A 12,999-nucleotide genomic window follows, 5' to 3' on the forward strand; every position below is an offset into this window, starting at 1 on the left:
CGCAGTGTCGGGTGGCGGCTGCCCCGGGAACCGCCCAACGTCGGATCAGCGGCCGAGGATCAGCAGCAGCGCGGTGGTGAGCAGGCCTGCGCCGATCACCACGGTGATCGGCCGGGGCCCGAGCACCGCGTGCCGGCGGTCGGCCAGCACCCGGGCCGGCACCACGCCGACCAGAGGCCCGATCAGGGTCACCACCAGCGCCAGCACCGGCATCCCGACCGCCAGATCGCCGCCGTACCCGACGCCGAGCGCCCGGGCGCCGGCACCCAGCGCGTACGCCAGCACGGCGCCGGCCACCCCGCAGAGCGCCAGCAGAGGGTTCACCGAACCCGGCAGCTCGCCCGGTTGCCCGGCCCGGTCGAGCAGGCCACGGGCTCGGCTGAGCAGCAGCGCCGGGTTGGTGGCCCCGCCGTTGGCCGGGGCGGGCGGGCCGCCGAGGCGGCGGGCGCCGGCGCCGAGCCGTTCGCGTAGCTGCTGCCACAGGTGCGCCACCTCGGCGTCCACCCGTTCCTGCTCCTCCCGGGCGGCGACCAACTCCTCCTCGGCCCGCTGGACCTGTTCGACGGCGTCGGCGACGGCGCGGTCGGCGGCTGCACACTGCCGGTCGTACCAGGTGTGCGCCTCGGCGCGCTGCTCGCGCACCCGGGCGGTCAGCTCCGCCAGCCGCCGCAGCTGCGCCGCGTACGTCTCACTGGCCACCGGTTGGTTCATCGGGACGGTCCATAGGGGATGACCACCTGTCCGGTGCGGTGCACCGCCCGGTCGAAGAAGAGCCCTCGCCACGGGCGGGGATACCAGTCCGGGCCGCCGGTGCCCGGGTAGAGCGATGCGCCCAGCTCGCCGCCGTGCGCGTCCAGCGCCACCCAGGCGCCGATCTGGTCGGTGCGGGCGGCCGGCCCGCCCAGGTCGGCGCGCATCCGGGCCACCCCCCGCCACCAGGCCAGCACGTGGGTCCGCCGTTCCGGGCCGTCGTGCAGGATCCGGCGCAGCTGCTCCAGGCCGGTCCGCCCGCCCGACCGTGCGGCCAGCGCGCCGGCCGCCGCGTCGACCGCGAACAGCAGCAGGTAGTGCGGGCTGCCTGGGCCGGTCAGCCCGTCGGCTGTCTCGGCCATCAGCTCGCCGACGGTTTCCTCGTCGTACCAGGCGGCGTCGTCGGCCAGGTCGTCGTAGAGCGCTCGGGCCATCGGGTCGGCGTCGGAGTCCAGGCAGGCGATGGAGAACCGGGCCGTCCCCGGCGGGTGCTGGCGGGCCAGCGATCGAGCGGCCGCGTCCAGCACCGCGCACGCCTCGTCCACCCGGGTGCCCAGCACCGCGAGGTTGCGCCCGGGAGCGCGTGGCAGCCGTAGCACCGCCGAGCGGGCCTGCACGTCGATGATCTCGCCGAGCAGGGCCACCGGGCTGCGCGGGGCGGTCCCGTCCGGCGGCGCGGTGAGCGCCCGGAAGTCCGGGGCCTCCACCAGCCGGGGAATCGCGTCGCCGTCGAAGAGCCGGGCCGGCGCCGCGTCCGGGGGACGCATCCGCCACAGGCGGTTCTGCAAACCGCTCCACGTCTCCCAGTCGCTGGCCGACGGGATTCGGGCGATCTCGTTGCCCTCCACCATGCCCGACTCGGCGTTGACCACCGCGTGCCAGCGGGGCAGCGACTGCGCCGCGTCGTTACGCTCGGCGAGGATCCGCAACGCCTTGGGCAGTGCGATCCGCAGGGTGAACTGGGCGACCAGCGCCGGGCGACCCCACAGCGCCTCGATGCCCCGCACGTCCTGCGAGGCCAGCACCAGGTGGATGCCCTGCGACCGGCCCCGCCGGGCCAGGTCCTCCAGCAGGTCGGCCGCCTCCCGGGCGACCACGTCCCGGCCGGCCAGCAGCATCTGGAACTCGTCGACCACCGCGACGATCCGTGGCCAGTGGCCGGTCGGGTCGACCGCGCGTAGCTCGGCCAGCTTGGTCACCTCGTGCTTCTTGGCCGCGTCGGCCCGCCGGCGCAGCTCGTCGGCGAGGAAGCGCAGCAGGGCCAGCCCGAACTCCCGGTCGGTGTTGACGTTGATCCCGACCAGCCGCATGTGCGGCAGCCAGCTCGGGTCGCGTCGGCCCTGCGCGAACCGGGCGAAGGACACGCCCTCCTTGAAGTCCAGCAGGTAGAACTCCAGCTCGGCGGGGGAGTAGCGGGCTGCCAGCGCGCCGATCCAGGCGAAGATCAGGTTGGTCTTGCCGGTGCCGGACGGCCCACCGATCAGCGCGTGCGGCGGGTAGTCGCCCAGCGTCAGCCGCACCGGCCGGCCCTGTGGCCCCTCGCCGATCGGGGCGGACAGCCCGCCGGAGGAGTCCTCCCGCCACATCAGCTCCGGTGGCGGCAGCAGGTCGGCGAACGGCGTCGGCGGCGGGCCGGCGTTCACCCGGGCGGCGGTCTCCCGGCAGGTCTCGGTGACCAGTGTCGCCGGCGGTGGCGGGTCCAGCCGGACCGGCAGGCCGGACGGGCCGCCGACCCACGCGCCGGACGCCTCGGCCACCACCCGGGTCACCGTCGGATCCTCCGGCAGCGGCACGCCCCGGACCACCAGGTGCACCCCGCAGGCCGCGCCGGCCCGCACCACCCGCTCCAGTTGCCCGCGCTCGTGCCGGTTCAGCTCGTCGCCGCCGAGCAGCACGGCCACCCGCCACGGCTCGGGTCGGCGGCCGGTCGCCGCGGCCAGCTCCCGCAGCGAACCGTGCTCGCCGGCCAGCACGGTCTCGTTGATGCGGCGGATCTGCTCGACCAGGTCGTCCAGCAGCGGGCCGAGCCCGCCCGGGCCGACGAAGGTCAGCAACCCGGCGGTGCCCAGCGGGGCGAACCCGGCCAGGCCGCCGCCGAGGTGCTCCGGGTCGTACCCGATCAGCCGGACCGCGCCCGGGTCGGCGCGGCCGACGGCCCGCAGCAGCAGCGCGGAGACCACCGCGTCGCAGCCGGTGCGGTCGTCCCCGGAGAGGTGCACGTGCCCGGCGTCGAGCAGCGGCACCAGCGCGGGCACCGGGTCGACGTCGTCGATCCGGACTGTGCCGATCCGCAGCGCGCCGGGCGGCTCGGCGCGTCTGGTCGGCGTCGGCGTCCACCCCGGCCAGTCGGCGCCGGCGCAGCCGGGTGCCTCCCGGCGGGCGGCGTCGGCGGCCTGGCGGGCCAGTTCGGCGATCCGGGTGGAGTGCCGGGCGTCGATCTCGGCCAGCCGACGGTCCCGTTGGCCGCCCACCCGCTCCGGTACGGCGGCAGCCGCCCGACGGACCCGGGCCAGCCGCTCCCGCCCGGCGGTCAGCTCGGCCTGCGCCGCGGACAGCCGGGTACGGGTGGCGCCCAACGCCTCGGCGAGAGAGTCCCGGACCCGGGCGGCCAGTTGGCCGCGCCGGTCAGCCATCGGAGCCCCGGCGGCGCTGCGGTGCCGGCGCGTCCCGCCACGGGCTGCCGGCGCGTGGCGGCAGCGCACCGGAGCGCTGCCGGCCGACACCGCCGGGCTGCCGTACCGCCCCGCCGGGGCGCTGCTCCGCGCCACCGGACTGCCCGACGGTGGCCGGCTGCGGGTCGGCGGTGGGCTGCGGGCTGGTGGTGGGCAGGTCGCGGCCCAGCCGGGCGAGCAGCAGCCCGGTCGCCACCCCGGCGGTCACCGCCGAGTCCGCGGCATGCGCCGGCTGGCCGGAGTCGCGCGGCGGCGGCATCCGGCACACCCGGGTCAGCAGCGTCTCCAGCACCGGCGGCGGCAGCCCGGGCAGCAGGTCGCGGACCCGCCCGTCCAGCTCCCCGCGCAGCCGGCCGAGGTCGGTGGCGCGCGGCGGGTGCCCCAGCAGCTCACCGGCCAGCTCGCGCAGCAGCGGCGGCGTCAGTGCCGCCATCCCCAGCCCCACGTCGGCCGGGGCGCGGCGCAGTTCGGTGCGCAGCCGGTTCCGGTCGCCGGCGCGTACCCCGCGCACGACCCGGCGCAGCAGCTCCTGGGAATCGTCCAGCCGTTCGTCGGGCTCGTCGGTGCCGCTGTCACGCCCTCCGGTCAGCTCCGCCACCCGCACCGACCACCAGCGGCGCAGCCGGACCTGCTCGGCGGGCTCCGGAGCGACGGTGGTCGGGCCGCCCGCCGGCGGCGTGTCGTGTCGGGGCTCGCGCGGCTGCGGGCGGGGCGCCGGGGCACCGTCCGCGCCCAGCCCGATCGCGGTCAGGTACGCCGACAGCTGCTCCTGCGCCACCCGCAGCGCGTAACCGGCGCTCTCGGCGTGCTCGGTGGCGGCGGACAGCTCCGGCACCCCCATCGGGTTGGCCGACTCCTGCCGTACCCAGCGCAGCCGCTCGGCCGCCAGGCCGAACTTCTCCAGCGCCTGCCCGAGCAGGCCCACCGGAAACTCCTCGCTGGCGGCCCGGACCTGCCCACCGACGTCCTCGATGATGGACACGGCGGCCTACAGGGTGGCGACGTAGAGCTGCGCCTGCTCCACCGCGACCAGTGTCGCGGCGAGACACTCCTCCAGCTCCTGGCTGGCCTGGGTCAGCGACGCCTGGGCCGCCTCCACCGTCTCGTGCCCGCTGCCCTCCAGCGCGCCGGCCAGGGTCTGCTGCGCCTCGGACAGCTTTTCGCCGGCTGCCTGCACGGCTGTCTGCCCGTCCCCGATCTGTTGGAGGGCGACATCGATGGCAGCCTTCAGCTCGGCGACGCTCGCCACGGCGGAACCTCCTGGGGGCGGGGAGGTCTCCATTAGAGCCTATCGGCGTCCGTGGGAGAACATCCGCCCTGTCGGTGTTCCTGCCCGGCTGTCCGGTTGTCACCTGGAAGCGCCGGGAGTCCGTTCTGTGGGAGTCCCAGTGCGAGAGTTTGTCAACTCGTGGCGGGTGCGTCGCGTAGCCACCGGGGGCCGTACACCTCGGCGCCCAGGGCGGTGACCCGGTCGCGCAGCTCCCGGTCGGCGGTGACCACCAGCCGGCGGCGCTGCGGGGCGGCCTCCACCAGCTCGACCACGCTGTCGTCCCCCGACCCGGCGGCGGAGACCACCCGGACGCCGTCGGTGCCCGGCACGTCCCGCGCGGCCCCCTCAAGGACCAGCACCACCTCGATCGGGGCGGCCAACCGGGCCGGCAGCCCGGTGCTGGCCACCGACGCGAGGGAGTCGCGCAGCCGGGCGGCGGCCCCGGCCCGGTCCCGCCACCACCCGTTCGGGCGGGAGCCCACGACGTTGGCGCCGTCCACGATCAGCAACGGGGTTTCATTCATGCCGCCAGCCTCCCACTACCGGCCAGCGCAGTCCCGCCGCCACTCCACAACGTCGGTGCGCCGCCCACGTGCGGCGTTTGTCAGGGCGAGCGCCGGGTAGCCCCTGGCGACCGTGCCGCGCCCAACTGCGGAGGAGACACAATGGGACCCGGTGACTTCGGCTCCGACCCGTGGGATGAATTCCTGGCCCGGTATTTCGGGCGGGGTGAGGGAGGACGCCGACCTGCGCACCGGGTCGACATCACCCGGCTGATGACGGCCGATGCCCGGGAGATGCTCGCCGACGCGGCTCGGCGGGCCGCGCAACGGCAGAGCAGCGACCTGGACACCGACCATCTGCTCTGGGCGGCGTTGCAACGCGAACCCCTGCGCGACCTCGTTCGCCGGGCCGGCGCCGACCCGGACACCCTGCTCAACGCGCTCGGTGGGCGGGGCGACGGCGCGCCGCGCGGAGAGGTGCCGCCCAACCTGTCGTTGACCCCGGCGGCCAAGCGGGCGCTGCTGGACGCCCACCAGCTGTCCCGGGCGATGGGCGCCAACTACATCGGTCCCGAGCACATCCTGATGGCGCTGCCGCTCAACCCGGAGTCGCCGGCCGGGCGGATGCTGGCCGCCGGCCGGATCCAGCCCGAGTCGTTGCAGGCCGCCAACGCCGAGCGCGGGCCGATGACCGGGCCGAAGCCTGACCGCGGCACCCCCACCCTGGACCAGTACGGGCAGGACCTCACCGACCTGGCCCGCGCCGACCAGATCGACCCGGTGATCGGGCGTGCCGACGAGATCGAGCAGGCCGTGGAGATCCTCTCCCGACGAACCAAGAACAATCCGGTGCTGATCGGTGAGGCCGGCGTGGGCAAGACCGCCATCGTGGAGGGCCTGGCCGAGCGGATCTGCGACGGGGACGTGCCGCAGACCCTGCTCGGCAAACGGGTGGTCCAACTCGACCTGGCCGGCCTGGTCGCCGGGACCCGCTACCGGGGCGACTTCGAGGAGCGCCTGAAGAAGGTGATCGACGAGATCCGAGCGCACCGGGACGAGCTGATCATCTTCATGGACGAGATCCACACCCTGGTCGGGGCCGGCGGCGCCGGCAGCGAGGGCGGGATGGACGCGTCCAACATGCTCAAACCGGCGCTGGCCCGCGGCGAGCTGCGGGTGATCGGCGCGACCACGCTGGACGAGTACCGCAAGAGCATCGAGAAGGACGCCGCGCTGGCCCGGCGCTTCCAGCCGGTGCTGGTGCCCGAGCCGAGCGTCGACGACACGATCGCCATCCTGCGCGGGCTGCGCGACCGGTACGAGGCGCACCACCAGGTGCGGTTCAGCGACGAGGCGCTGGTCGCCGCCGCCGAGCTCTCCGACCGGTACGTCACCGACCGGTTCCTGCCGGACAAGGCCATCGACCTCATCGACCAGGCCGGCGCCCGGGTCCGGCTGCGCACCCGCACCCCCGCCTCCGACGTGCGGGAGCTGGAGCAGCAACTCGACGAGGTACGCCGGGACAAGGAACAGGCCGTCTCCGACGAGCAGTACGAGCGGGCCTCGACGTTGCGCGACCGGATCGCCGAGCTGGAGGAGCAGGTGCGCCGCGCGAACGGCGACGACGGCGGCACCTCCCAGGTGCCCGAGGTGGGTCCGCAGGAGATCGCGGAGGTGGTCTCCCGGGCCACCGGCATCCCGGTCAGCCAGCTCACCGAGGAGGAACGGGACCGGCTGCTCCGCCTGGAGGGGCACCTGCACAAGAAGGTGATCGGCCAGGACGACGCGGTCACCGCGGTCGCCGAGGCCGTCCGCCGCTCCCGTGCCGGCCTGGCCGACCCGGAGCGGCCGATGGGCAGCTTCCTGTTCCTCGGCCCGACCGGTGTGGGCAAGACCGAGCTGGGCCGCGCCCTGGCCGAGGCGTTGTTCGGCGAGGCGGACCGGATGGTCCGGGTGGACATGAGCGAGTTCCAGGAGCGGCACACGGTCAGCCGGCTGGTCGGCGCCCCACCCGGGTACGTCGGCTACGAGGAGGCCGGCCAGCTCACCGAGGCGGTGCGCCGCCGCCCGTACGCGGTGGTGCTGCTCGACGAGATCGAGAAGGCCCACCCCGACGTGTTCAACATCCTGCTCCAGGTGCTCGACGACGGGCGGCTGACCGACAGTCAGGGCCGCACGGTGAACTTCAAGAACACCGTACTGATCATGACGAGCAACCTCGGCTCCGAGCTGATCACGGGCAGCCAGCGCAGCGTCGGGTTCGGCACCGGCGCGCCCGGCAGCGAGCAGGAGAGCGACGAACTGCGCGAGCGGCTGATGCGCCGCCTGCAGGAGAACTTCCGGCCGGAATTCCTCAACCGCATCGACGAGGTCATCATCTTCCGCCGGCTGGAGGCCGAGCAGCTACGCCAGATCACCGGACTGCTGCTGGAGGAGACCCGCCGCCGGCTGCACGCCCAGGACATCCAGGTGGAGTTCTCCGCCGCCGGCATCGACTGGCTCGCCGAGCACGGCTACCAGCCGGAGTTCGGTGCCCGCCCGCTGCGCCGGGTGATCCAGCGGGAGGTGGACAACCACCTTTCGCGGATGCTGCTGGAGTCGGCGATCTCACCCGGGCAGAAGGTCATCGTGGACGCTCGCGACGGCCAGCTCACCTTCGACGTGACCGCGGGCGAGCGGGGGTACACCGCCGCCACGACCTCGCACCCGCGATGAGCGGGGCGGCGCGGCGACCGGAACCCGAAAAACCGCGCGAGCCCGCGGAGTCCGCGGAACCCCGGGACGAGGAGGACCATCCCGACCCGATCCTGGCGCCGCCCACCGCGAACCCCAGAAGGACGCGGGTGCCGGCCGAGGGCCTGCACCCGAAGACCGACCAGAACGACCCGGAGACGTCCGGGCCGCCGCCCGGAGAGGAGACCTGATGGTACGCGAGGCTCGGCTCGACCCCGAGGTGGAAGTTCTCTGGGAGGACTTCCACGCCGAGGTCAACGTTCCGTCGGAGCAGCTGCGCACCTGGCTGCTGACCCGGGGTTCCGGCGAGGAGTCGTTCGGGTCGAACCCGGACCTCGACCTGCCACAGCCGGGTCGGGAGATCCTCAAGGTGCTGAACAAGCGCAAGGTCGACCTCACACCGGAGGACATCGAGGTGATGCGGGAGGCGATCGACCGGATCCGCGGCCTGATGGACGCGAAGCCACCGCGCGGCAACGCCGACGACGACTGGCGGCACTCCCTGCTCGACCTGGGCCACGACCCCCTCGTCGAACGCTGACCGGCCACGCCGACGGTGCCGTCCCCACGCAGGGACGGCACCGTCGCGTCAAGCTATTGGCCCTGGTCGGGCTCCATGCTGCTGATGGTCAGCCCGGCCGCGTCGGCGGCGGCGTCCCGCTCGCCGCGGGTCCGGTCCTCCCGGCTGAGCAGGTTGGCGTACTCGGTGACGTCGGCCGGGTCGGGCACCTCCGGCAGCCGGCGCAGGAACGCCTCCACCTCGCGGGTGGCGGCGGTGTGCGCGGCGGCCGCCTGGCGGAGCAGCTCCCGGTCGTCGGCTGGCGGGTAGAGGTCGGTCATATCCGCCAGATACCCGGCCAACGGCGGTTCGCACCGCCACCGGCCGGCCCATTACCGCCTGCCCACCCAGGTCAGACCCCGCTGGGCTGCCGGACGCCGAACCCGGGATTGCGCAGCTGCCAGGCCAGGTAGGCGGGATGCGGGGCCAGCGAGTCGGTGTACGCCGCCTTGGCCGTCTCCAGCACCAGCTCGGCGCCCTGGGCGGCGGGGGAGTCCGGGTGCCAGCCCAGCAGCAGCCGCCAGCGCAGCGGTATCCCGGCCAGCCGGCGGGTGACCAGCCCCGCCACCGGGCGGAACGTCGCCTGGCAGAGCGCCACCGCCTCGCCGGCGTCCACCAGGTCGACGCAGCCGCGCACGTCGGTCTCGTACAGCTTGCGGGGGGTGAAGCCGGCACGGGCGCAGGCGGCGGCGAAGCAGTCGCCGAAACAGCCGTCGCCCGGCGCGGCCACCCACTGCTCGTGGCGCAGGTCCACCAGGCGCACCTCGTCGCGCTCCGCGAGCGGGTGGGTCTCCGGCAGGAGCACCAGCACGGGGTCGACGGCCACCTCCCGCCAGCTCAGCCCGGACTCGGCCGACGGGACGGCGTCGCCGCACACCCCGGTGAGCGCGAAGTCCAGCCGGCCGCCGGCCACCAGTTGCGCCAACTCGTCCACCGACCAGGAGGCGTACGTGGTGATCTGCGCGGGTGGCTGCACGGCGGCCAGTCGGTGCACCAACCGCCCCAGGATCGGGCTGTTCACCCCGCCGAACCGGTACCAGCGGGGCGCCTCGCCGGCACCGGCCAGTCGGGCCGCCTCTTCCTGCAGGCCCTTCATCGCCGGTAGCAGCACCCGGGCGCGGGCCAGCACCAGCTCACCGAGCGCGGTGGGCCGGGCACCGCGCCGGTCCCGGTCGAACAGTGGCCCGCCCAGTGTCCGCTCGATTCGCTGGAGCTGGGCGGTGAGCGCCGGCTGGGCCAGGCCGAGCGCCGACGCCGCCTTGGTCACGCTCCCCGTCTCCGCGATCGCGCAGACCACCCGCAGGTGTCGCAGCTCCAGGTTCATACGGTGACGGTAGGACCACGCCGCAGCCGGCGGAAGGGTCCGGGCGGATCGGTGAGATTGAATATATGGCTGGTGTCGCCGCGCCTCAGTCGCGAGGTGGCTCCGGCAGGTCCGCCAGGTACGTCGGTCGCCGGGTCACCGCGTCGAGGACTTTGTCCACCACCCCGACCGCCGGCTCGACGATCCGGTTCCACGGCGGGGTGGCCGGGGTGCCCGGGTGGGGCCGGGTCGGCGCCGCCTCCTCGGCGATCTCCAGCCGGTTGCCCAGCCGGATCAGCTCCTCCTCGGTGGCCACCGCGCGCAGCTCGGCAACGAGACCGCCCACGCCCTCGACGTGCCGGCGGACCCGCGCGGCGACCTCGGTCAGCGTCTCGTCGGTCAACCCCTTGAGGGTGGCCAACAGCGCGGCGTCGGCGTTGATCGCGGCGTCCACCCGCTCGGCTACGTCGGGCAGCGCGGACCGCACCGCCGGCAGCAGGTACTGCTCCTCGGCGGAGAGGTGCCGCGACAGCGCGGCGGTGAGCACGGGCAGCCCCTCCTGCGGCGTGGCGTCGGGGCCGTTCAACTGGGCCAGCAGCGCCAGCAGTTGCTGGTGCTCCCGGTCCACGATGTCGGCGATGCTGCGCCCACCGGGCCGGTAGCCCTCCTCGGGCGTGGGCGGCAGTGGCGGCAGGGGAACGGCGGACATGGTGCCCTCCTCGACTGGCGGGCGGAAGCTCCGGCAGGCAACGTGCGGTCGTCGGCGGCGGTACCCGATCCCGCGACCCGCGAAACCGTCACCCGCATCCGCCGGTCTGGATGCCCGGGTCCGCCGCGCCGGTGCGCCGGCCCGCCGACCCGGTGGGGCTGGTATGAAGAGGCGATGACGAGCGACTCCCCCCGACCGGACCCCACCGCCGAGGTCGTGGACCTCTGCCGCGACCTGCTGCGCATCGACACCACCAACACCGGGGACAACGACACCAGCGTCGGCGAGCGCCGCGCGGCCGAGTACGTGGCGGAGAAGCTCGCCGAGGTTGGCGTGGAGTCCGTGCTGCACGAGTCCGCTCCGGGCCGGGCGAACGTGGTGGCCCGCATCCCCGGCACCGACCCGAGCCGGGGAGCGCTGCTGGTGCACGGGCACCTGGACGTGGTGCCCGCCGACGCCGACGAGTGGTCGGTGCACCCGTTCTCCGGCGAGCTGCGCGACGGCTACCTGTGGGGCCGGGGCGCGATCGACATGAAGGACTTCGACGCAATGGTGCTCGCGGTGGTGCGGCACTGGCAGCGCACCGGCGTCCGGCCCACGCGCGACATCGTGCTGGCGTACACGGCCGACGAGGAGGCGGGCAGCGACTACGGCGCACGCTTCCTGGTGGATAACCACCGTGGCCTCTTCGACGGCTGCACCGAGGCGATCGGCGAGGTCGGCGGCTTCTCCTACTCGGTCGACGAAAGCCAGCGGCTCTACCTCATCGAGACGGCCGAGAAGGGCATCGACTGGCTGCGGCTGCACGCCAAGGGCCGCCCCGGGCACGGCTCGATGATGCACGACGACAACGCCGTCACCGCCCTGGCCGAGGCCGTGGCCCGGATCGGCCGGCACCGCTTCCCGGTGGTGGTCACCGACACCGTACGGGCCTTCCTGGAGGAGGTCTCCGACGTGCTCGGCGTCGAGCTGGACCCGGAGGACCCGGAGGCGGCGATCGCCAAGCTCGGCCCGATCGCCAACATCATCGGCGCGACCATCCGCAACACGGCCAACCCGACCCGGTTGAACGCCGGCTACAAGGACAACGTCATTCCCGGCCGGGCCACCGCCACCATCGACTGCCGCAGCCTGCCCGGCCAGTCGGAGCTGCTGGAGCGGCAGCTGCGCGAGCTGGTCGGCCCGGACATCGCCATCGAGTACGTCCAGCGGCAGCCGGCGCTGGAGACGACCTTCGACGGCGATCTGGTCGAGGCCATGTCGGCGGCGCTGCGGGCCGAGGACCCGGGAGCGCGGCCGGTGCCGTACATGCTCTCCGGTGGCACCGACGCCAAGGCGTTCTCCCAGCTCGGCATCCGCTGTTTCGGGTTCGCCCCGCTGCGACTGCCCGCCGATCTGAACTTCTCCGCGTTGTTCCATGGCATCGACGAGCGGGTTCCGGTGGACGGACTACAGTTCGGCGTGCGGGTGCTCGACCGGTTCCTCCGCACCTGCTAGCCGCGTCCGGCAGCTGCAGCCGACGCGCAACCTCCCCATCGTGAAGGGACTGCCCCACATGACCGACCAGCACGGTGAGCTGGACGCCGCTCTCGAGCGGGTGATCGAAGCGGCCCGCCACCACCTGGCCGCCGTACGTGCCGCGCAGGGCCGCGTCGACGACGACGACGTCTGGCAGGCGTACGTGGCGTTGAACAACGCGTCCTACGCCTACGACGAGCGGCTGCTCGACGCCTTCGGCGAGGTGACGCCGTGGGATGTCGACTCGATCGACCCGGACGAGGCCGACGAGCGCTTCGGAGGTGTCGAGGGTGCCGAGGCCAGCGACCCGCACCCCCGGGTGATCTCGGTACGCCAGCGCCGCGACTACCGGGTGCCGAGCGTGTCCGCGCTGCTGCGGGTGGCCGAGGTGGCTCGCCGCGAGGGCACCCCCGAGGACGACGAGCCGGCGCCGGTGGAGGGGGTCGGCGAGGCGGTGCTGGAGCTGCTGCAGAGCGGTGACGGCTCGCTCGGCGCGCTGGACGTCCCCGAGCTGGAGCCGCTCGACGGGGTGGTCATGGTCAGCGAGGTGGGCACCCCGGTCGACCTGGAGTCGTTCGACGACGACGACCCGGCCGGTCCGTTCCAGCCGGCGGCCGACGACCGGTTGGTCGGCAGGCTCGACGAGCACCCGTTCCTGGAGCTCGACGACGACCACGACCACGCCGGGCACCAGCACTAGCGACGGGCACCCCCCGGGCCCGATCGAGCGCTGATCGGGCCCGGGGCACGTGCCGTCGGCCGGCCGTTCACCGGCTCGGCTCGGCGGGCCTCAGTACGACAGACCCGGCTGCGGGTGGTTGACCCGCCGCCGGCGTAGCACCACCTGCCGGGTGCCGTCGCGGAACAACCGCACCCGGGCCAACTCCCATCCGGAGAACTCCGCCTGGATCGCCAGCTGCGCCGCGGCGGTCAACCGGTCGACGTTCGGCGGCAACCGCAGCGGCGCGTATTCGTAGTCCAT

The 12,999-nt window shown here is 74.3% G+C and carries 13 protein-coding genes; 4 read left to right on the forward strand and 9 right to left on the reverse strand.

Annotated features, from left to right (window positions below):
• Positions 1–45 precede the first annotated feature (45 nt).
• From ACFY29_RS28530 to ACFY29_RS28550, 5 genes are all read right to left on the reverse strand, one after another.
• A complete protein-coding gene (locus ACFY29_RS28530; protein WP_386991153.1) occupies positions 46–711 on the reverse strand; it encodes a hypothetical protein in 666 nt (221 codons plus the stop codon).
• The gene (locus tag ACFY29_RS28535) at positions 708–3,383 is read right to left on the reverse strand and encodes an FtsK/SpoIIIE domain-containing protein (protein ID WP_386991155.1); all 2,676 of its coding nucleotides are present in this window, start codon (positions 3,381–3,383) and stop codon (positions 708–710) included. The genes ACFY29_RS28530 and ACFY29_RS28535 overlap by 4 nt, the downstream gene beginning before the upstream one ends.
• Positions 3,376–4,404 (reverse strand): hypothetical protein, encoded by a 1,029-nt coding sequence (locus ACFY29_RS28540; protein WP_386991157.1) that lies wholly within the window; start codon positions 4,402–4,404, stop codon positions 3,376–3,378. The genes ACFY29_RS28535 and ACFY29_RS28540 overlap by 8 nt, the downstream gene beginning before the upstream one ends.
• A 6-nt stretch (positions 4,405–4,410) precedes the next feature.
• Positions 4,411–4,671 carry a hypothetical protein gene (locus ACFY29_RS28545; protein WP_130400840.1) on the reverse strand — a complete coding sequence of 87 codons (261 nt, stop codon included), beginning with the start codon at positions 4,669–4,671 and terminating at the stop codon, positions 4,411–4,413.
• A gap of 152 nt (positions 4,672–4,823) precedes the next feature.
• Positions 4,824–5,216, reverse strand: a complete 393-nt coding sequence (locus tag ACFY29_RS28550) for a hypothetical protein (protein ID WP_386991160.1) — start codon at positions 5,214–5,216, stop codon at positions 4,824–4,826.
• Positions 5,217–5,357: 141 nt separating this feature from the next.
• On the opposite strand from ACFY29_RS28550, the gene ACFY29_RS28555 reads away from it, so the two are divergent.
• Together ACFY29_RS28555 and ACFY29_RS28560 are read left to right on the forward strand one after the other, a co-directional pair.
• On the forward strand, positions 5,358–7,910 hold the full coding sequence (locus ACFY29_RS28555) for an ATP-dependent Clp protease ATP-binding subunit (protein WP_386991161.1): 2,553 nt from the start codon (positions 5,358–5,360) through the stop codon (positions 7,908–7,910).
• 208 nt (positions 7,911–8,118) lie between these two features.
• Positions 8,119–8,469, forward strand: coding sequence for a DUF3140 domain-containing protein (locus ACFY29_RS28560; RefSeq protein WP_328416988.1), 351 nt, complete (start codon positions 8,119–8,121; stop codon positions 8,467–8,469).
• Positions 8,470–8,522: 53 nt separating this feature from the next.
• Here ACFY29_RS28560 and ACFY29_RS28565 read toward each other — a convergent pair whose 3' ends face one another.
• The 3 genes from ACFY29_RS28565 to ACFY29_RS28575 form a co-directional block, all read right to left on the reverse strand.
• Entirely contained in the window at positions 8,523–8,768 is a 246-nt protein-coding gene (locus ACFY29_RS28565; RefSeq protein WP_328416986.1) for a hypothetical protein, read from the reverse strand.
• Positions 8,769–8,839: 71 nt separating this feature from the next.
• Positions 8,840–9,811, reverse strand: coding sequence for a LysR family transcriptional regulator (locus ACFY29_RS28570; protein ID WP_386991163.1), 972 nt, complete (start codon positions 9,809–9,811; stop codon positions 8,840–8,842).
• 85 nt (positions 9,812–9,896) lie between these two features.
• A complete protein-coding gene (locus ACFY29_RS28575) occupies positions 9,897–10,499 on the reverse strand; it encodes a hemerythrin domain-containing protein (protein ID WP_386991165.1) in 603 nt (200 codons plus the stop codon).
• A gap of 174 nt (positions 10,500–10,673) precedes the next feature.
• Between ACFY29_RS28575 and ACFY29_RS28580 the strand changes: the two genes are divergently transcribed.
• The gene (locus tag ACFY29_RS28580) at positions 10,674–11,996 is read left to right on the forward strand and encodes a M20/M25/M40 family metallo-hydrolase (protein ID WP_386991167.1); all 1,323 of its coding nucleotides are present in this window, start codon (positions 10,674–10,676) and stop codon (positions 11,994–11,996) included.
• 58 nt (positions 11,997–12,054) lie between these two features.
• On the forward strand, positions 12,055–12,717 hold the full coding sequence (locus ACFY29_RS28585) for a hypothetical protein (RefSeq protein ID WP_328426653.1): 663 nt from the start codon (positions 12,055–12,057) through the stop codon (positions 12,715–12,717).
• A gap of 90 nt (positions 12,718–12,807) precedes the next feature.
• Here ACFY29_RS28585 and ACFY29_RS28590 read toward each other — a convergent pair whose 3' ends face one another.
• Positions 12,808–12,999, reverse strand: coding sequence for a DUF5703 family protein (locus ACFY29_RS28590; protein WP_252414786.1), 192 nt, complete (start codon positions 12,997–12,999; stop codon positions 12,808–12,810).

Source organism: Micromonospora sp. NPDC000668, from assembly GCF_042897975.1.
Lineage (GTDB): Bacteria > Actinomycetota > Actinomycetes > Mycobacteriales > Micromonosporaceae > Micromonospora.